Origin of the sequence: Mucilaginibacter sp. 22184 (assembly GCF_052045695.1) — a bacterium.
Lineage (GTDB): Bacteria > Bacteroidota > Bacteroidia > Sphingobacteriales > Sphingobacteriaceae > Mucilaginibacter.
Genome location: NZ_JBQEPI010000006.1, coordinates 422,819 through 442,823 on the forward strand (window position 1 = coordinate 422,819; position 20,005 = coordinate 442,823).

Here is a 20,005-nt window from a genome sequence, read left to right on the forward strand (position 1 = left end):
GTATTGAGGTATTTAATTAAAAACTTGCATTTAAACCCAATAAGAAGGTTCTTGGCTTTGGATAATCATAAAATTGTATACCCTGGGTAAAGTTACTGCTGCCGTTATAGGTTGAAGTTTCAGGATCATACCCAGTGTACTTGGTGATCAGGAACAGGTTTTGTCCTTGTGCATACACTCTTAAACGGCTTAGTTTTATTTTCTTAACCAGATTATCCGGGAAATTATAGCCTAAGGTTACGTTGCGGCCACGGATGAAGTTACCGCTCTCTACCTTGGTTGAATAGATCTCTGTTTGATAATAAACATAAGCCGGACGATCCTGTGCTATACTGGTATTTTGGTTAGTAGGCGTCCATGCGTTTAACACAGTAGCGTAGCTGTTTGCCTGACCGGTACGGTCCTGACCAGAGTGGCGGGTTAAGTTCATGATCTGGTTGCCATAGTTAAACTGCAGCTCGATACCCAAATCAAAAGCTTTGTAACGGAAGGTGTTGCTAAATGTTCCGTATCCAGACGGGGTAGATTTACCCAGTATCTGTTTGTCAGCAACAGTGATTTTGCCATCGCCGTTGGTATCCTGAATTTTCAAATCTCCAGGCAACAGGTTGAACTTGGCTGCTTCAGCTGCCTCTGCAGTACCCCAGGTACCCAGCACTTTGTAACCATAAAAAACACTGGCAGGCTGACCAACACGCAGTAAGTTAAACTGTGAAAGGAACGTTGGATCAAGATAAATATCATCATTTGCTGCACCTAAGTGTAGTATCTTATTTTTCAGGAAGGAGATATTAAATGTAGAATTCCAGCTAAAATTATCCGTTTTAATGTTAACCGTGTTCAACGTTAACTCAATACCCTCATTTTCAAGACTACCAATGTTTTTATAAACACTATTAAATCCGCTGGTTTCAGGTAGTGGTGCATTTAACAACAACGCTTTGGTTTTTTTGTAATAAGCATCAGCATCAAGGGTGATTCTGTTATTCAATACCCCAAATGACAAGCCGAAGTTATACTCCGAGGTTTTTTCCCATTGCAAATCAGGGTTACCAGGGCTGCCGATATCAATTACTGTAGCTGAATTGCGGTTTCCACCAAACGGATAGCTACCGATAGGTAATGAGGCTTGTGATCTGTATTGGCCAATTTCAGAGTTACCGGTTAAGCCATAGCTAAATCTAAGTTTCAGGTCTGAAATGGTTTTATTATCCTTCATGAAATCTTCCTGAGATACGCGCCAGGCCAAAGCTGCTGATGGAAAGAAGCCATATTTTTTACCTGTACCAAAGCGCGACGAACCATCTTCACGACCAGTTAATGTTAACAAATACTTGTCTTTATAACCATAGTTTACCCTCGCGAAATACGATTGTATCTGCCAGGCGTAATAACCTGATGCCGGTGTACCTGGTACTGACCCTGCTCCAAGGTTGTAAAACTGGAAATAATTATCTGCCAAACCCGATGTTGATGAGCCAACACTGAGCTCATTAAAGTTTTGCCTTTCTGTACCTAAAACTACGTTTAATGAATGTATTTTATTAAATGTTTTGTTATAGGTAAAGTGATTTTCCCACTGCCAAAAAGTATCATTATATTCATTTATAGAAGCCGAGCTATTGCTTTGATCTGCCGTTGCCCCACCAACTAAACCACTCTGGAAATGTGGGTTGTAATTAGCCTGCGTAGTAACACCTAAAGTACTGCGGAACTCCAGGCCTGGTGCAAGGTTTAAGTTTAAATAACCATTCCCACTAAATACACGTTTTCTGTAAAGATTTTCTACCTCATTAGCCTGTGCAACCGGGTTGTCACCACCCTCCATGTTTGGATAATCGGTTCTTTTACCGTAAGTACCATCTGGGTATTTTATAGGTACAATCGGAATCATCTCAATCAGCATGCGCGGAATATTATTACCACCTGTACCGTCATCTGCTGTACGCTGCTCGGAGCTGTTATAGTTTATGGTAGCACCAACTTTTAACCATGGCTTTACCTGGTGATCAATGGTTAATCGTGCATTATAACGTCTTTGATAACTATTCAATATAATACCTTCATCATCTGCATAATTCAGGAACAAACCGTAAGTAAGATTATCAGAACCGCCGGTAAACGTAACATTGTGATTTTGACTGTAAGCTGTACGCGTAGTGGCTTTTTGCCAATCAACGTCATATAACGGATTTAAATTCTGATCAAATAATTTACCTATCAATGCCGTACGTATCTTTTTAGGATCATCATCTACATATTTTCCTGCAGCCCAGCCAGTAGGGTCATATTTAGGAATATTGGCATATGATTGGTCTTCAACTGATAAAAACTCTTTTGAATTTAACACGGGCAGCTCTTTGGCCATGTAGCTGATGCTTCCATAAGCGTCATAACTTACACTACCCCCCTTTTTACCACGTTTAGTAGTTACCAGGATCACACCATTGGCACCACGGGTACCGTATATGGCCGTTGATGATGCATCTTTCAAAACATCAATAGTTTCAATATCATTAGGATTCAACGCCGCGCCGCCTGCTGTCCATACCACTCCATCTACTACATACAGCGGATCTGTTGCGGCATTGATAGAGCTGTAACCACGTATCCGGATCTTGGTTTCACCACCTGGTGCCCCAGAGTTAGTCGATACGTTTACACCGGCAATTTTACCTGCCAGTTCCTGCTCCACGTTAATTGCGGGACGTTCCTGCAAAGCTTTTGCACCAACGCTACCAACAGAGCCGGTAAGGTCGACCCTTTTTTGGGTACCGTAACCTACAACCACCACTTCGCTTAATGCTTTGGGGCTTTCAACCAGTTTTACATCAAGCTGAGCTTTATTAGCGATAGGCACTTCTTGTGTAACATAACCAACAAAGCTAAACACAAGGGTTCCATTGGCATCGGGCGCGTTCAAAGTATACTTACCGTTCACATCGGTAACTACCCCAACGTTTGAGCCCTTCACCCTGACACTTACACCCGGGAGCGGTCCTTTATCATCACTCACGGTACCTTGCACCTTAAATGCAGCGGGAGTGATTACTGCGGTAACATCCTTCTTTTTAACAACAATAGTTTCCTGGAATATTTTGTAGGTTAAGGGCTGATCTTTAAAACACTGATCAAGTGCTTCCTGAAGCGAGGCATTGGATACCTCAACATTTATTCCACCTGTATTTGATACATCCTTTTTATCATATAAAAAATGATAGCCAGTTTGTTTTTCGATCGATCTGAGAACTTTTTCAACAGTAGTGTTCTTCTGATGCAAGGTCACCACCTGACTATAACTTTTCGCGCTTACATTGGTAAGAGCTGCAATTATAATAATAGCCGTTAGCTTCATAGCCAGTATTATTTTGGATAATTGAGGCCATGCCAAGGGCGTGGCCTTAGAATTAAAATTCATAAGTTTGTTGTGTTTGGGTTAAACATTAAATTCAATTCGTTGATTGCATTCTTTTGGGACCCCAGATAATTTTAGCCGGGAAAGTGCAGCGAACACTTCCCGGTTTTTTTATATCATGTACCTCTATGCCATGTTCATCGCGGTATGACTACACCGGGCAAAAACAGGTATAATAAGTTGCGGATCCCCCATGCCGGAGCTAACTTATTTTTTGTATTTCTTCCATCATAGAGTTGTTTAAGGTGAATAATTGGTTAGTTATATTTTGGTTTAGTTGTCTTTTGATTTTATTTATTTTTTTAAACAGGGTCATTGCATTATAGTAATGTGCTTATCTTCTATTTTGAAATTAACACCCGCGTATTTAAGCATCCCTAAAAGTTCTGATGCTTTTACATTGCGGGATATGCGCCCGGTAAATTCCTTAACCGGGATCTGGCCTTCGTAACTTACCTCTACATCGTACCAACGCGCAACCTGTCTCATGATCGATTGAATACTGGCATCCGTAAACTGAAACAAACCATCTTTCCAGGCTACCGAATCATCAGCATCAGCATCATTTACCACGTGGATCGCACCATTTTGATTTAGTGAGGCTTGTTGGCCTGGTTTTAAAATGCTGGTATAGTTGTTATTGCTTATTTTAACAGATCCTTCCAGCAAAGTGGTTTTCATTACAGCTTCGTCATTATAAGCCATGGTATTAAAATGGGTACCTAATACCTCGATAACGGTATGATTGGTTTTTACCCTGAAAGGCATCGCCGCGTTTTTGGCTACTTCAAAATAAGCTTCGCCGGTAATTTCCACGTCCCTGGTTTTACCGGTAAATACTGCAGGAAAGCTTAATGACGATGCCGAATTTAACCAAACCTTGCTCCCATCGTTAAGTACCAATTGATATTGCCCACCTCTTGGTGTAGCAATGGTATTCATTGGTATCGTTCCACTATCTCCACCATTTTTACCTCCTTCATAAACCAATTGCCCATCATGTGTTTTATTGATTTGTGTACTCCCCTCTTTTGCCAAAACGCCGTTTTGCGCATTATCTAAATAAATCGTTTTACCATTTGCCAATGTCAATAAAGCCCTGTTGCCACCAGGTAAAGCATCATGCCTGTGCTGCATTTTAGCTATATTCTTTTTTTGGTCGGATGGTTTTTTTTTATTGATCAAAACATAGGCCCCTAAACCCAAAAAGATCATCAAGGCAGCAGCCGTACCTAACCGCAGCCATAATTTATGATCGTCTGGAGGCTTAATAATATGTATATCGTCCTGATTGCCATTTTTAAGGATATTATTGAGCATATCCATACTTTTTGAATGATCAAAAAGTGGTTCATTTACTTCCAGATTGTTCCATGCCTGCTGAATAAGGGAGGTAAGTTCAGCATCATTGGTTGAGGCATTTATAATTTGAAACAGCTCATCCCGCTCCTGCTCGGTAGCGGTTTGATTATAATAACTGCTAAAAAGATAATGTAATCTTGCATTCAATGCACTCATACCGTGTAATTGTTTATCATAGTAAATAATTGGCAAATGAGGATTTTAGGAACACCTCATATACATGACAACAAGCAGGGTAAAAAGGGGGTATTACTTCTTAAAAAAAATAAAAAAACTTTTTAGCGCGATAGACAAAAACGCCATAACTTCCAGGTGCTCATGCACATACTCTGTTATAGAAAGGGTTGCTATCTGTAAATATTTTTTTACGGTTTCGCGCGATAGCTCCAGCTGATCGGCTATTTCGGTATATTTTAAACGGCCGTGTCTGCTCAGTAGATACACTTTTTGTTGTTGAGGAGGTAACTGGTCGATAGCTTCATCCAACAGGTTATAATACATATCTGTACCAGCCACTTCGAGGTTAGGGCGATCGGCATCTTCCAATTGCCTGATCATGGCACGCTCCTTTGCCAGCTTTTTTAAACAGTTTAAAGCATGATTTTTAGATATCACGAACAGGTATGCTTTAAAATTATCAACACGTACCAATGATTCGCGTGTGAACCATATTTTCACGAATACATCCTGTACCACTTCTTCGGCCAGTTCAATGGAGTTTGTTATACGCAGCATGTGTACCCCCAATTGCTGGTGATGCAACATAAAAAGCTGGCGAAAGGCATTTTCATTACCCGAAGCCACCTGCATCAACAAATCTTTCTCATCAGCATGAGTAATTTCAAACATAAGTAAATGTGTAATAATGTCGAATAATTAAACTTTATTAAATCCTTAAATGCACTACATTATGTTAACAACAAAGTGCTATAACAGTATTTGTGTGATAAAGTTTATTCTTTCTGGAAAACCGTTCCTTGCGAACTGGTGATCTTTTACTTATTTACAGGGGTATCTAAACTAATATGATTACTCTTTAATTTCGGTTGTTTCGCGTGTTAATTTATTTTCAATTCTTTTGTCGGGCACAAACCAAAGCGCGGCAACCACACCATATAACACAAAGCTAATAACAGGACTTAGCCAGGATATACCAATTGCCGCGGCATATATAACTACAGAACTTTTTGCCTTCCAATCGCGCCCCAGCACATTGGCAATAAGCGAATTTTTTCCACTATGTTTGATCAGCACTTTTTCCAGTATCGTGTAAGCAGTACCGGTCATAGCCAATACAAATCCATAACAGGCTACCGGTAACTGGGTAAAATGATTTTCGCCCATCCATCCGGTTACAAAGGGTATCAGCGACAACCAAAAAAGCAGGTGAAGATTGGCCCATAATACTGCTCCATTAATCGATTTTACAATGTGGAACATGTGATGATGGTTATTCCAGTATATCCCCACATAAATAAAACTTATTATATAACTTAAAAAAACAGGTATGAGTGGTTTTAACGAGGCAAAACTTTCGCCGTGGGGCACTTTCATCTCCAACACCATTATAGTAATGATAATGGCAATAACGCCATCACTAAAAGCTTCTATCCTGGATTTGCCAAATGCCATCGATCAGTACTTATGATTAATTTTTCTTTTTCATGTTAAAATCCTGGTACCTCTTCATCGCCTCAATAAAATAATAATCGGCATAGGTTAAAGGTACATCAACTTCGCTTTTGGCTGGTAAATGCCCTACACTATGCTCCAGTATAAAACCACCATTGGTTCCGATGGGTGCCTTATAGGTGGGTGATGATAAAGTTTTTAAAATAGTTTCGGCCGTATTGAAATACTCCTGTCCCTTATCATTATCCGCATAGCGGCAAAGCTCCAGCAAAGCCGAGGCCGCTATAGCAGCAGCCGAAGCATCTTTAAGCGCATTTGGAATATTAGTAGCGTTGTAATCCCAATAAGGTATTTTATCCGCCGGAAGATTGGGATTGGTCAGTATAAACCGGGCTATGTTTTGCGCCTGCTCCAGGTATTTTTTGTCTTTGGTTTCGCGGTACATTACGGTGTAACCATACAGTCCCCATGCTTGCCCTCTGGCCCATGCCGATTCATTGGCAAAGCCCTGCGCGGTTTTCTTTTCTTTAACCGCACCGGTCTGTGCATCATAGTTGATCACATGGTAGGAGCTATAATCGGGCCTGAAATGGTTTTTCATGGTGGTATTGGCATGCGTAACTGCTATTTTATAATAGCTGGAATCGCCGGTTTCATGCGTGGCCCAGAACAGCAGCTCCAGGTTCATCATATTATCGATGATCACCAGGTAATCCGACGGATTTTTTGAGTCCCATGATTTAATACAGCCTACAGTTGGGTTAAACCGGGTTGATAACGATTTAGCGCTATTGATTAAAATTTGTTTATACTCCGGTTTAGGCTCAATCTTATTGGCATTGCCAAAGCTGCAATACATCATAAAACCCAAATCATGGGTATGCGTATTGAACTGCTCCTTAGCCAGTACACCTAATATGCGGTTAGCTTCGGTTAGTAACCACTGATCATGATCCTGCTCATACAGATACAATAAACTACCGGGGTAAAAACCACTGCACCACCAGCCCGAATTGCTGTTCTCTTGCTTTTTGGTATCGGGGTGATATGTTTTTGGGAAATCCTGCGGACCTATCTGTTTCGCCAGAAATTTATATTGCTCATCCGCATCCTTAAAGTTTTTTTTGATGGTGGATGACAATTGTTTCTGCGGCTTAAAATTATCTTGCGCGTGCAGATTTGCGCCGAACGTCGAAAATAAAAATACAAAAGCAATAACAGGTAGAATTCTGAATTTCATAAAAGGTAATTATAAAAGTTGGCTGGCAGTAAAAATGCAAATTTTGATCGGATTTGCAAGCAATATATTCCACTTAGGGTAAACCGTTGCTACGCTCCCCATTTTTTGTACAGTAATCATTATCTTGACCCACCATTTGTTAACCCCAATTATCATGGGCATTATTTACAGAGACCTACACTCAGCCGAACTTCACCGTATAGCTGAAATTGACCGCGCCGAGGAAATACTGGAACGGTACTATATGCAGAACGGTGAGTTACAGCTTAGGCCCGACCAGCAAATAGTTACTCATTTTGACAAAGATGAACTCGAGGAGATCATCCGTCGGCAGCACAAACTGATAGACACCGGCGGAAGGGTTATCGGCGCTTTTAACCAAAATACGCTTGTTGGCGTTGCCTCTGTGGAAGGAGTAAAACGAGGTGCCCGGAATAACTATCTTAAAATGGATATCTTATACGTAAGCAAAAACATTCGTGGACAAAAAGCAGGGCAAAATCTGCTGGAGCAATGCAAAATCATTGCAAAAAACCTGGGAGCAGAAAAGCTATACATATCCGCCACTCCAACCAAAAACACCGTTGATTTTTATTTAAAGAACGGCGCAGTTATCACCAAAGAGATCGACCCGGAACTGTTTGCCCTTGAACCGGAGGATATTCATTTGGAATTGAAAGTTGGTTAAAGCCAGCATTATTCCCCTACTTTTTCACCAAACTTGCCGGCGCTACCTCATGGCTTAGCAGTTGTCCAAATAATTCCCAGCGTTTTTGAGGATCTTTGGCCGTGCCGCCGTTACCTTCAATATAATTTTTCACCAGGTCCAATCCGTAATTATAGTTGATCACATAGCTGCGGTATTTTTTGATAAAGCTGAGCGATTTATCAGCTGTTTCATCATTCATAAGGCAGTATTTGGTTAAGTATGTTCTGGCTTTGTCACGTGACATCGTATTGTTTACCAGCCCCCTGGCGGCCTCGTTACGGGCATAGTTCAGGTTACCCTTAATGGCTAAAGCCTTAAAATACAGTTCGACACCAGCCGTATCTAAACCAGCCAGCGGCAGTAGCACGCTCTTGGCAAATTTCACCTTTTCATCTCCCGGGAAGGCCATCTCGATACCATAATTAGCACTTCCTTCTGCAATCAACGACTGCGGGCTAAACAACGGATACAGTGAGATCTCTACCCACCCTTTGTCATGATACAAATTCTTTTCCAGCAGCATATTGTACACGTGGTGACCGGGATAACTTTCATGGCTGCCCACGTCAATTGCCCTATCGATAAATATTTTTAAATCCGTATTGATCTGTACGGTGCTTTTATAGCCGCCCTTGTACCAGTTGTAACCGCTCCAGGGTTTGTTGGTTACATACTCCAGAGTAAAGGTTTCGTTAGCAGGCAGTTTATAATGTGCCAGCGTGCGTTTGCGAGCCTCGGCAATGGCTGCTTTAATTACCGGGTCGAGTTTATCTTTGGGGATGATGAACTTATTAGCCAGCTTCTGGAATCGATCGTTCACGCGGCCTTTACCGGGTAAAATACTGTCCAGCTGGGCTATCTGGGCCTTAAAGTAGTCTTCGGTATAAACCGGGGCCGTTACACCAAACAGTTCACGTGATTCCTCATCAAAAGGGCGTTCCTCGCCAGAAAAAATGCGTATCCGGCGACTAAAAGCCAGCAACTGATCAGACATCCAGTCGGCGCGTAACTTATTGGAATCTACTACAGATGATGACGATACCGACCTCAGCTCATTCATCAAAATATTGGCATCGGCCAGCAGGCTGTCCTTCGGGAACTCCTTGACTGGCTCTGTTTTGGGTTTCAGCGAATCGGGCCCATAGTATGCATCCACAAAATCGGAATCATACTGACCTATGGTGAGCCCCAGTTTTACATATTTGGCAGCCAGGCTGTTGAGTTTTTGATTTTCACGGTCGCGGGCTGGATCCATTTTACACGAGAATATAAACAATATAGGTGCAAAAAGCAGTAATTTCTTCATGGCAGATTTTCGGGGTGATGTAAAAGTGGAACAAGATAATAATTCCATTGTTTATAAAATAAAAAACACCGGATTGGCTCCGCCGGAACTTTTTAAACCTTCAATTTTAACACTTTTTTAGTAGAAAACAGGGTAAAAACGGCTCAAAAACAGCTCATTTTTCATTTAAAATACCCCATTTTAACACTTTTTAACAAATTTTTGATGGGTTTTGAAAGGTTTAAAAAGTATTAAATTATTGATTGTCAAATAGCTACATACCAAACGGTCGATTTTTGGCCCTGTTTTTCTCTTAACAAAACAGCCCGGTTCTCTTGGGTTTAGAGTACCGGGCTGTGATTTGTATAAATGTACGAAAAATTAGGGTAGTATCAAAGCTTAAAAATCTCGTGATAACGCGGAAACCATCCTGGCGTATACCCGCTCTTGGCCGCGGGAGGGCCAGTTACTTTGTAGCCACAAAGTAACCAAAGGGCTTTCAGCAGAGAGGCTTCTTTGCGCACAGGCCATTGCCCTGCAAAACGATCAGAACCACGGACTGCTAAACCTTACCTCTACTTCGTTCGCTCATCACCCATACTTCAGGTAAGGTTCGCTATGTCCTTGCAACCGCACCGCCCATCATTGTTCTGCCCGTTTTTCGCCCGAAGCTTATCTGCTGACGGAGGAAGACCTAAATAATTTCAATCACTAATTCACTAACTCAATAATTCAATAATTAAATTACTTCCAGTCAAACTCCACCGTTTTACCGTTTAGTTTCCATTTTTGGGGTTGCGTATTGGTCATCCAGTCCAGGGGTTCGCCGATGGGTTGGGGCTTGGCGGCCTGGGCGAAGGCTTGTTTTATAGCAGCTTTTTGCTCCGTGCCAAGGGCTTCGGGTTGGGCCGATATAAAGAGCGGCGCACCGCTTCCGGCCAGCAGCTCCAGCCATTGCTTGTTGCGTTCCCAGGAAATATCGGTAGTGAGGCCCACGCAATCGCCATCCACAGCATAAAATTTATCATGCTGCGGCAGCCGGAAGGCCAGCGTATTCACGCCCATTTTACGGGTACGTTCCCATTCATGGCCGCTGGTATCATCGCCAATGCGGCACATTTCAAATACCCCTGCGGATAGATGGCTCATGGTATTGCAGCCTATAATGTAGATGCCATCGCCGGCGGCCTGGCGAATGGCGGCGTATAAGTCGTTAATGATCTCTGCGGTGGTTCGGCTGCGGTCGTTAAAATTCCAGCCAGGCGCGGTGATGCTGTCCTTCATACCGGCACCCCATCTGCCGGTAATATCGTAGGTGCTGAAATCATGCTTAACCATATCATAGCCCCATTGCTTGTACACATCAAAATTATGCTTAATGCGAGCTATATTTTCGGGGATGGTAGGATCAAGTACCGGGTTTTTCGGATCGTCGCGGCCTGGTATTTTAGGTGCCAGCAAACTGGCTTTTTCATCATGACGGGCACAAAGCGGGCGCATCCACAAGCCGGGGCGCATGCCCAACTGCTTAATCTCGTTGGCCAGCAGGTGCATATCTTTAAACTTATCGTTAGGCTTCGAGAAATCATCGTTCCAGCCGCCATCGCCCGGCAATAAGGGCGAATAGGTTGCCCAGCCCGCGTCCACTACCGAAAACGGGCGGTTATGGGTATCGGTCACCAGATCGGCCATCATGGCCGTTGTTTTCTTGATCAGATCAAACGAGTTATTGCCGTAGGCAAAATACCAGTCGTTAATACCATAAGCGGGCTGCTTGGGTAAGCGCGGATTGGGGCACATCATACCGCAAAACCTGCGGGTGGTATAAAAAGCATCCTCACCAGGCCTGCCGTTGGTGGTAATAATATCGGCAGCATGCAACTGGCGCGAACCTAATATTACCCCGTTACCGCCGGAGTGCGTATCTAAAGTAAGTTCCAGGCTATCGTTGGTCAATCCCCACCAGCAAATAGCTTTGCAACCGGTTTTTACGCCGAAACAGGCCGTTTGTTTATCATCATGGATAATTACATACCATGGATTTTTAACCTTATCCGGATTAGTTTTCCATTGCAGGTCTCCATAAGAGCGTTCCCAATGGTCGCCCAGGAATTTGGAGTTGGGACTCAGGTGATGCTTCCATTTCAGCCGAACCGCGTTGAGTTGCTGTGTTGGCGAGTTTACAAACACACCTTTGGCATTACCCGTAGTTTTAAAACTAACGCTGATATCTTTATAAGTAAACGATGAGCCATTGCTGCCTTTCAACTGAAACCATTCCTCGCCAGATTGCGCCCACACCTCGTCGGGAACGTTGATGGCAGTGATTTGGGTTGATGTAGCATGCGTGATCCTGCTAAAGAGTACAGCCGCGGTGGCCGCTGAAGAAAGTTTTAAAAAGTGTCGCCTTTGCATAGTTGTGAATTGGTATTACAACGTTACTAAAAGGATTCAGCTAATAAAAATATTTGGGGTGGAAAAAGAGAAAAAGCTGTCATGCTGAGCATCGTCGAAGCATGGTGGGTTGGCCTCTTTTCGACCATAAAACTATCCGTCATTGCGAGGAGGAACGACGTGGCAATCCCCTACTTACAGAACGGCCCTGCTAATTGGGGATTGCCACGCTACGCTCGCAATGACGTGGAGGTAATTACCCCCTATGCAGTCGCTCGGCTCAAGCCGAGTGACCATTATTACCCGGCCTCTGGCCGCCGTAAAAAGCAAGGTTATGTTTGAATCGCAGGCCGGCGACCTGTTGATAATCGTCACTCGGCTGGAGCCGGACGACTGTGGAGAGTGAATTAACAAAAAGATGCATGTAATGCGTCTCTACAATTTTCTTTTTCGTAGAGGCACATCACATGTGTCTCCCTTTAAACAGATGCCTTAACTATAATGTATCCTAAACTCCGTTTGTTTATCAGCCACAGTTTTGAGGCTGAATTCGAAGCCGTGGTTGAGCAATATCTCCCGCACCAGGGTAAGACCTATCCCCTGCCCGTCTTTTTTGGTGCTGAAAAATGGGGAGAAGAGGCCGGTATGCTCGCTGGCGCTAATGCCTTTGCCTGTATCGGTGATGAGCAGTAAGCGTTTGGCGGGGATGATGGTAAATTTCACGGTACCCCCATCCTCTATAGCTTCCACCGCGTTTTTTACAATATTGATGAATGCCTGCTCTAATTGCTGTTCGTCGGCTTTGAGGTGGATATCATCTGCGGGTAGCTCCAACTCAAATACCACGTCGTTTTCGCGGGCTTTGGCGCTCATGAGAGCCGCTACCGAATTGATTATTTTTTGCAGTACAACGGGTTGCTTGTTGGCCGGGGGCAGTTTTACCAGATCGGCAAAATTGCGCATAAAATGGTTCAGGTTCTGGTTTCGGTCCATAGCTACCTGCAGGGCATCTTTCAGCACATCAAATTCATGACCCTCCCAAAGCTGATCGGTATGCATAGCCGACTGCATAATGGAATTCACCGGACCGATGGTATTGTTCACCTCGTGTGCCATCATCCTGATCACCTTGCCGTACACCTGTTTTTCGGCGGCCAGGATCTCGGCGGTCAGATCTTCGATCATGATAAAATGGCGCGAGAATCCCCTATCCACAAAGTGTGATTTTTGCAGTTTAAAGGAACTTATACCATCAATCCGGGCCACAACCGTGTCGCCCGACTGTAAGTTCCGGATCTGTTGTATCAGTGGATGCTCTAATTCATAAATGGAGTGTCCCTTTAGGGCTTCCTCATTAACCGACAGCAGTTGCAGCGCCTTGGGATTTACCTGTTGTATACGGTTATCATAATCCAGAATGATGATGCCCGTTGGGGATGTATATATCAGTTTTTCTAAAAAAAAATGCTGCTGTTCCTGCATGGTACGCTCCTTTCTTAACTCATCCATCATCCGGTTATATACCCCAATCAGTTCATCAACCTCATGTTTACCGGTGGAGATTAGTTTTACGTTAAAATCCTTATCCTTAATGGCATCTACGCCCTGCATTAACAGTTTTAGCGGTTGTATCAACTGGCGGTAAAGCTGCCAGGCTATGATGGCCGAAATGATGACAACAACCTCTGAGGCAATGAAGAATAGCTTATTATCGTTAAAAATAAAGTAAGTGAGCACCAGTGTTAACAGGTGCAGGGTAACCACAAATAAAATATATTTAGTCCTCAGCTTCATCGTAAGGGATCTGGTATTTATCCAGGCGGCGGTAAAGGGCGCTGCGTGTGAGGCCCAGCGCGGCGGCGGCCCGGCTTATTTTATTTTTATGGTGATCCATAGCGCGTTTGATCATCTCTACCTCTACCTCTTCCAGTGTGAGGGTCCCTACACCGGGCAGCTGCATATTACCTTTTTTTACCGGCGATAGCTCCAGCTGTGAGCGGAAATCATCAATACCAAGTTCATCTTTTTTACTCACCAGGATAGAGCGCTCCACCAGGTTTTTCAATTGCCTGATATTGCCGGGCAGCGGTAATTGCTGCAACCATTTCATAGCGGCCGGCGCTACGGATAGCTTTGGCCGATTATAAATATCTTTTAAGTTATTGATAAAAAACTCCACCAGTAAAGGGATGTCCTTTGGCCTGTCGCGCAGGGCGGGCAGGTAAACCGTGATGAGGTTGATGCGGTAAAGCAGATCTTCGCGGAAAGTACCCTTGCTCACCATGTCGTTCAGGTTTTTGTTGGTAGCGCAGACAATACGTACATCAACTGTTTTAGTGCGGCTGCTGCCCAGCACCTCGTAGGTACGGTCCTGCAATACGCGCAGCAGTTTTACCTGGCTGCTGGCATCCAGATCACCAATCTCATCCAAAAATATGGTGCCCTTATTGGACATTTCAAAACGACCGATCCTGTCAAACCGGGCATCGGTAAACGCCCCGCGGATATGGCCGAACATCTCACTTTCAAACAAGGAGGTACTGATACCACCCAGATTAACCTTGATAAATGGCTTGTTACGGCGCAGGCTGTTTTGATGGATAGCTTCGGCAATCAGTTCCTTACCCGTTCCGCTTTCACCCATGATGAGTACCGAAGCATCGGTTTGAGCTACGCGGCCAATGGTTTCCAGTATATCCAGCATTTTAGGGTCCTGGCCTATAATGTGCTGAAAGTTGTAGCTTTTGTCGAGCTGTGAGCGGGTGCGGTGACCGGCTTTATTATCCTGCAGATCGAGCAGGGTTTTTACCGATTGCACCAGGTGTTCGTTGCTCCAGGGTTTATTGATAAAGTCGCTGGCGCCTATTTTCATACCGGCTACCGCCAGTTCAATACTGCCCCAGCCGGTTATCAGTATCACGGGTATACTGCTGTTGATTTGTTTTATTTTAGCCAGCAGATCAAGCCCTTCCCGACCGGATGTATCTATAGAAAAATTAAGATCGAGTATAATGAGCTCCGGATTTTGCTTCCGGATAGCCTTCAATGCTTCGGCCGGGCCTTCGGTACACTGCACATCATAGCCTTCGCCTTTGAGCAACAATACCAGCGAGGTGCGTACCGCTAAATCATCATCAATAACCAATATCATAACAGCAGGTTAATATCGTAATTATTCTTCATGTAAAGCCACCGCCGGGTAAATTGCCGCGGCCTGCCTGCCCGGGTATAACGAGCACAGTAATACCAGCGTGTAAATGAACAGGATAGCCAGGAATATGGCGGTTACATAAATGCCCGCCTCCATATTAAACACATGAAGTAAAGGGAACTGCACGGCAAAAAACACACCGATAATTAAAGATAGAGTGGCCAATATCAACGATTCGGTGATCAACTGTGATGAAACCGAGCCGCCTGACGCTCCTACTGCCCTGCGCAGCCCAATCTCGCCCCGGCGACGGTTGATATTATACCATAACACGCCAAAAATACCCAATGATACATTAATAATAAGAAAAGCGGTTACAATAGAGAATATGATGATGGGGATTAAAGTACTCCTGTTGGTGCTTTCCCGTTTCTTTGAAAAATGCTCTATCTCTACCGATGCTTCCTTCATATAGCTGGCCACGGTTTTATACAATTTGCTCTCAAAAGCCGCATCTGCATCGGGCGATACTTTGATGACCAACTTACTTATATAGCGCATGTCGCCGGTATCTACACGATTGTACATAGCCATACCCGATGGTAAATAGTCGCCCTTGTCTTTAACATCCTGCACAACACCTATTACTTTTATCTTTCTAACATGTTTATCGTCCTGGCTATCGTCTATTAATTGCCCTAAGGCCCGGCCATTTCCAAATAAACTTTCCCTAAGCGAAGCATTGATAACTACCGACCTATTGATGCTTACCACGTCATCCTGGTTAAACCAACGGCCCTCCAATAAATTCATATTGAAAGCTTCACGATAGTTATCGCCGGTACGGTAAAAGTTAATGGGCCTTATTTCCCGTCCCTTATAAATAAGCCTGGTTGTATTTGTACTACTGGTAAACGGAATATTGCTTGATGCATAACTGAGCGTTTTTATCTGCGGCATATTTTTGAGCATAGCAGTCAGAGTGGCGTAATACTGCGTTACGGAGTCGGTAGTGTGAAACTGCTTGTTGTTTTGAAAATTAATAACCCAAACGTTATTATAAGTAAGGCCCATTGGTTTTTTGTAGTTGCGGTAATAATAGACCAGGGAGGTAAACACCCCAAAGATGACCAGGAACGAAATAAATATTTCGGTGATCAATAAAAAGTTTTGCTTCTTTTTATTCCAGATGAGTTTGAATAAATGCTTTATCATAAAAGTTTTGATTAAAGGTTTAATTATTGCGCCTTTAAGGCGGTTACCACATTAAGTCTTGACATTCGCCAGGCTGGATACACGCCGGATAACAGGCCAAAAAACAAGCAAGCCAGTAAACTATACAGTAATACCGCGGGATTGATAGTGAGATCAAGATCAGGTATAAATCCGCTGCTGTTAATAACCTGTAAAATAATTATGGTCAGTATAACACCAATAATACCGCCCAATATGGTGAGTATGATATTTTCTGTAATAAACTGGTAAACCAATGTTTTTGATGAAGCCCCGAAAGCCTTGCGCACACCAATTTCAGACGAGCGCTCCATGATGCGGGTGATGTTTACATTAACCAGGTTTACGGTGGGCAGCAACATAAACAACAAAACAAACAGGCTCATGAAAAGCAAAAAGCGTGCATAACCTGCATTATCGGCATTGCCAAAAAAACCGCGGGTAAAGGTTTCAAAGTATGTGTCGGCATCGGAATGCAGGGTATCAAAATCCTTTTTCATGTTATCGGGTATGGGTATCCGGGTAACCATTTGCTCGTACTCGGTGTGCATCTTCGTTACCAGTTGTTCAGATGGCGCAAGTAATATCGCGGAGTAATCGCCCCAAAAGTCCTTATTCCGGTAATCACTCTTAGCTACAGTATAAGGCAAAAACATATTGGCATAAAAAACTTCCTCAATCTCTGGCACGTTTTTAATTACACCTGTTACCCGGTAGCTTATATTATCAGCTTCAATGTATTTACCAACTACGGTAACAGCATCGCCAAAATATTCGTTCCGGGTACGCTCGGAGATTACGGCTACACGGTCGGCTTTGTTAATTTGGTCAGGGGTAAATGGCTTTCCTTCTATAAACTGATAATTAGCAATATTCCACAAATCGGCATTGGTGTACTTCATGTCGATCACTATTTTTTTGTTATTCACATACGCATTTGATGAAGTATTGCTGGAAACAATAGCCATTTTAACCCGCGTTTTTAAACTGCCTGCATAATGGGTTAAAAAATAAAAGGAGGAGCCACCACTATTTATCCATCCTTTTTTTGAGGTGTAGGTTAACCGTTTGATATACAGCGACCGGCTATTTTTATCGCCCGGATAAACCGGGTTGGTAACCTTTTCAATAAAAGCGGCAAGCACCATCAATACCGTAAGTGTTAAACTAATGCCAAACAGACTGATAAAGGTGAAGAACTTTCTGCGCCTTAATACCGCTATGGCTATTTTGAAATAATTTTTAAGCATGATATTAATTTTTAGCTGATGTATTACTGAACCTGCGAACCGTCAAATAAGCGCACAAGTCTGTGCGTTTTGTGGGCCATATTTTCATCGTGTGTTACCATCACAATGGTGGTACCCTCGTTACGATTAAGGTTGATAAGGATATCCATGATCTCGTTGCCCATGGCGCTGTCCAGGTTGCCGGTTGGCTCATCGGCCAGGATAATTTCCGGCCTGCCAACAATGGCCCTAGCTATAGCCACACGCTGCCGCTGACCACCCGATAACTGCGTTGGGAAGTGTTTGATACGGTTAGACAATCCTACTTTAGCCAGCGCTTCCGTAGCCAATTCTTTGCGCTCTTTGGCGGTAGTGTTACGGTATAATAGCGGCAGCTCTACGTTATCCAACACCTGCAGATCATTGATCAAATGATAGCTCTGAAAAATAAAACCCAGTTTCTGGTTCCTGAACTGCGCCAGTTGCTTATCGGATAAATGATCGGTCTTTTGATCGCTTATCCTGATGTCGCCTTTGGACGGTGTATCCAGCAATCCCATGATATTAAGCAGCGTACTTTTGCCGCAGCCCGATGGCCCCATAATGGATAAAAATTCGCCTTTGGCCACATCAAGACTAATGCTGTTAAGGGCCAGTGTTTCGATAGTATCTGTACGGTATACTTTCTCAATGTTTTGTAAACGGATCATATTTTTTAATTAGTGAATTATTGATTTAGTGAATTAGTGATAAGGCTTAGGTAATTATTTAGTGAATTAGTGATTTAGTGAATTAGTGATTTGTTTATTTTTTTGACTTTTTACTTTTGACTTATTCCCCTACTGGTACGTTATCTTATGGTTGGTTTCAAAATCATATAACGACAGCTGGCGCAGTTGGTAATAGGCTCCCCAGAAATCGCGGAGCGAGGTGATATAATCGCGCTTGGCCTGATCGTTTTCACGGAAGGCAATGCCCAGATCGGTGATGCCCAGATCGCCCAGCACGTAGCGTTCGCGGGCTATTTTATATTTTTCTGAGGCTATGCTGTCGGCCTCGGCGGTATATACCAGTTGCTCTTTCATCATATTAAAAAGGGATACCTGCGTTACAATTTGTTGTTTAAAAGTTTGCTTATCCTGCTCCACCGTATACTCCGTAAGTTGCTGGTTAGCCAGCGCCGTTTTGGTGCGCGATTTTGACCTGCCCCAATCCAATATAGGTACCGACAGCGTTAACTGTACTATCTGCTGGTTTTGCGGGTTATTGTAAACCCCGGTAATACTGGTGGCCGTATTTGAAAAACCCAGGTTAGCATTAAGCGTTGCTTTCAAACCCGTTTCGCCTTTGGCTTTAGCTACATCCCTTTTAGCTTCTGCTACTTTCCGTAAAAACCCTATAGCATCTGCCCGGTTGGCATAGGCCTCGGCCAAAACCTTATCTGATGTAACCGTCATCTGGCTGATATTTTGGGGTATTGCCAATACAATTTTGCTGTCATCTTCCAGTCCGGTGTAGCTACGAAGATTGAGGGTAGCCACTTCAATATCGCGTTTGGCGGTACCTACTGCTTTTTTAGCGTTGATCAGTTCCAACTGTAATTGCAATATTTCGTTTTTTGATACTTTCCCTAAATCGAGCTTGATATTGGCTATAGCCATTATTTTTTGCGTATTGGTATAATTTGTTTCGGCAATGTGCAAGTTAACCTGCGCCAGCAACAGATCAAAAAAATACCCTTCAACAGTAACCGCTATATTTTCCTGGTCTTCGATATACTTCTGTTTGCTCTCGTTATATTTTAGCGGTTCAATTTTTTTATCCCATTTGAGTTGGTTAAACTGAAAAAGCGGCTGTGTATAAGCAATACTATACGGAACACCGTTATACAAGGCGTTATGTCTGTCGAAATCGGTAAAACGCTGTAGTTGGGTTCTGCCGTAAATAGTACCGCCGGTAGCGGTAATACTCTGGCTAAAATCCAATTGTAGGGATGAGTTATCATTATGCACAGGCTGAAACAATATGGTACCATCGGGCTGCTGTACCTGGGTAAAGTTTTTATTATAATCTGGCAGGGTACCGCTCAGGGCCAGCTGCGGCTGATAGTTTGATTTATAGGTACGGTATTCCCAGTACTTGGTTTCGCGTACGGTAGCCGCCTGTTTAGCCGCTATGGAGTTTGCCTTGGCCATTTCAACCACCTGCTGCAGGGTTAGCCGCAGTGTATCGCTGTTACTGCGGCCAAATGCCCCTGCGCTCATGGTTAACAAACTTATGATGTATAGAATCCTCATTTTCCTTTAATATATTGATCTGCTATCCACTCAATCCTCCCGCCCTCTGGCAGGAGGA

14 protein-coding genes are annotated in these 20,005 nt (G+C 43.4%); 1 reads left to right on the forward strand and 13 read right to left on the reverse strand.

What is annotated here, in order from left to right:
- Positions 1-16 precede the first annotated feature (16 nt).
- From ACTJKG_RS15645 to ACTJKG_RS15665, 5 genes are all read right to left on the reverse strand, one after another.
- Positions 17-3,418, reverse strand: a complete 3,402-nt coding sequence (locus ACTJKG_RS15645; RefSeq protein ID WP_172336894.1) for a TonB-dependent receptor — start codon at positions 3,416-3,418, stop codon at positions 17-19.
- A 309-nt stretch (positions 3,419-3,727) separates the two neighbouring features.
- Positions 3,728-4,933 (reverse strand): FecR family protein, encoded by a 1,206-nt coding sequence (locus tag ACTJKG_RS15650; RefSeq protein ID WP_172336893.1) that lies wholly within the window; start codon positions 4,931-4,933, stop codon positions 3,728-3,730.
- 93 nt (positions 4,934-5,026) lie between these two features.
- Positions 5,027-5,626, reverse strand: coding sequence for an RNA polymerase sigma factor (locus ACTJKG_RS15655; RefSeq protein WP_172336892.1), 600 nt, complete (start codon positions 5,624-5,626; stop codon positions 5,027-5,029).
- A gap of 180 nt (positions 5,627-5,806) precedes the next feature.
- Complete coding sequence (locus tag ACTJKG_RS15660; protein WP_440739767.1) at positions 5,807-6,409, reverse strand: TMEM175 family protein; 603 nt, start codon at positions 6,407-6,409, stop codon at positions 5,807-5,809.
- Positions 6,410-6,425: 16 nt separating this feature from the next.
- On the reverse strand, positions 6,426-7,649 hold the full coding sequence (locus tag ACTJKG_RS15665; RefSeq protein ID WP_172336890.1) for a glycoside hydrolase family 88 protein: 1,224 nt from the start codon (positions 7,647-7,649) through the stop codon (positions 6,426-6,428).
- A 154-nt stretch (positions 7,650-7,803) separates the two neighbouring features.
- Between ACTJKG_RS15665 and ACTJKG_RS15670 the strand changes: the two genes are divergently transcribed.
- Entirely contained in the window at positions 7,804-8,337 is a 534-nt protein-coding gene (locus ACTJKG_RS15670) for a GNAT family N-acetyltransferase (RefSeq protein WP_440739768.1), read from the forward strand.
- Positions 8,338-8,353: 16 nt separating this feature from the next.
- Here the strand turns inward: ACTJKG_RS15670 and ACTJKG_RS15675 are convergent, their stop codons facing one another.
- From ACTJKG_RS15675 to ACTJKG_RS15710, 8 genes are all read right to left on the reverse strand, one after another.
- Complete coding sequence (locus tag ACTJKG_RS15675; RefSeq protein ID WP_440739769.1) at positions 8,354-9,664, reverse strand: hypothetical protein; 1,311 nt, start codon at positions 9,662-9,664, stop codon at positions 8,354-8,356.
- 723 nt (positions 9,665-10,387) lie between these two features.
- Complete coding sequence (locus ACTJKG_RS15680) at positions 10,388-12,058, reverse strand: hypothetical protein (protein ID WP_440739770.1); 1,671 nt, start codon at positions 12,056-12,058, stop codon at positions 10,388-10,390.
- A gap of 471 nt (positions 12,059-12,529) precedes the next feature.
- Positions 12,530-13,831 carry a sensor histidine kinase gene (locus tag ACTJKG_RS15685; RefSeq protein WP_440739771.1) on the reverse strand — a complete coding sequence of 434 codons (1,302 nt, stop codon included), beginning with the start codon at positions 13,829-13,831 and terminating at the stop codon, positions 12,530-12,532.
- Entirely contained in the window at positions 13,815-15,188 is a 1,374-nt protein-coding gene (locus tag ACTJKG_RS15690; RefSeq protein WP_440739772.1) for a sigma-54-dependent transcriptional regulator, read from the reverse strand. Before ACTJKG_RS15690 ends, ACTJKG_RS15685 begins: the two co-directional genes overlap by 17 nt.
- 21 nt (positions 15,189-15,209) lie before the next feature.
- On the reverse strand, positions 15,210-16,403 hold the full coding sequence (locus ACTJKG_RS15695) for an ABC transporter permease (RefSeq protein WP_440739773.1): 1,194 nt from the start codon (positions 16,401-16,403) through the stop codon (positions 15,210-15,212).
- A 23-nt stretch (positions 16,404-16,426) separates the two neighbouring features.
- A complete protein-coding gene (locus tag ACTJKG_RS15700) occupies positions 16,427-17,671 on the reverse strand; it encodes an ABC transporter permease (protein WP_440739774.1) in 1,245 nt (414 codons plus the stop codon).
- A 23-nt stretch (positions 17,672-17,694) separates the two neighbouring features.
- Complete coding sequence (locus ACTJKG_RS15705; RefSeq protein ID WP_172336881.1) at positions 17,695-18,360, reverse strand: ABC transporter ATP-binding protein; 666 nt, start codon at positions 18,358-18,360, stop codon at positions 17,695-17,697.
- Between the two features lie 129 nt (positions 18,361-18,489).
- The gene (locus tag ACTJKG_RS15710) at positions 18,490-19,947 is read right to left on the reverse strand and encodes a TolC family protein (protein ID WP_172336880.1); all 1,458 of its coding nucleotides are present in this window, start codon (positions 19,945-19,947) and stop codon (positions 18,490-18,492) included.
- Positions 19,948-20,005 lie beyond the last annotated feature (58 nt).